Annotated in this window: 1 protein-coding gene; it reads right to left on the bottom strand. The window is 46.6% G+C overall.

From position 1 onward, the window contains the following. Positions 1-13: 13 nt before the first annotated feature. Positions 14-1,125 (bottom strand): IS3 family transposase gene (locus ICN49_RS11585; RefSeq protein WP_216168230.1). Its coding sequence is split into 2 segments (ribosomal slippage): positions 14-864 and positions 864-1,125, totalling 1,113 coding nucleotides; the frame shifts between segments, so codons are not numbered across the junction. Between the last annotated feature and the right edge of the window lie 82 nt (positions 1,126-1,207).

Genomic DNA, 1,207 nt, shown 5'->3' with positions numbered 1-1,207 from the left:
GTAGTATCCCCCGTCAAGCCGACATTCCTAAAGTGTTGTTTTCTGCCTGTGCTCGGTAGTCCCTAGGCGGTATTCTGCCAAGAGAGCTGTGCGGTCTTTCTTCGTTGTAAATCGTGATCCAGTTTTCTGTAATTTCACGTACCTCCCTGAGGTTTTCAAATAAATATGCATTGAGTACTTCATGACGGTAGGTTTTATTAAAGCGTTCAATAAATGCATTTTGTTGCGGTTTGCCCGGCTGGATAAATTTGAGCTCAATGCCTTTGGATTCGCACCAGCCCATAAAGACGGCAGACCTTAGTTCACTCCCGTTGTCCAGGCGTATCGCCTGAGGTAAACCATGGATATCCTCTAGTTGCTCTAGGGTTCGTACTACTCTGGCTGCTGGCAAACTAATATCAATTTCAATGGCCAAAATCTCACGGTTGGATTCATCAATGACGTTCAGGGTTCTAAAGGGTCTGCCGTAATGCAAGGTGTCGTACATAAAATCTAAGGCCCACATCGTATTGGACTGGGTTGGCGCAATGAGCGGAACTCTCGGCATCTTGGGGATGCGCTTCTTAGTTCTTCTGGGTAAGTTCAAGCCCATCTCTTTGTAAATTCTCCATACCCGCTTGTGATTCCACTCATAGCCATGATTGCGCATCCAATCAAAACACAATCTAAAACCCCAGCGACCATTTTTAGCAACCACTTGATTAAGCACTTCAATGACGGGCGCATCGGCCTTAGCTCTAGTCACTGGGCGCTCGTAATACGATGACCTGGCCAGCCCCAGATGAGCGCAAGCCCTTGTAATGGGTACTGCTTCTTCGCCAACCAGGTAATCGACTGCATCTCTTTTACCGGTTGGCGCTAGAGCTTTTTTTCAATCAGGTTCTTGAGCGCTCGGTTATCGTGGGTCAGTTCGGCAACCATGGTTTTATATTCGGAGAGCTGCTGCTCTAGCTCCTTTACTCGTTTGAGCTCAGAAGCTTCAAGACCCCCATATTTGGAGCGCCACTTATAAAAGGTGGCACCGCTAATGCCATGCGTGCGCAATATGTCTGCCATCGCAATACCGCCCTCAGCTTCCTTCAAAATCCCAACGATTTGGGTCTCTGTAAATCGTGACTTCTTCATATTGATTCTCCTGTTGTAAATACTGCCATAAACAACAGAAAACTCAACTTCTTAAATGTACGAATCTAAGGGGATACTACAC

Origin of the sequence: Polynucleobacter finlandensis (assembly GCF_018881755.1) — a bacterium.
Taxonomy (GTDB): domain Bacteria; phylum Pseudomonadota; class Gammaproteobacteria; order Burkholderiales; family Burkholderiaceae; genus Polynucleobacter; species Polynucleobacter finlandensis.
This window is presented reverse-complemented; position numbering and strand designations above follow the sequence as displayed.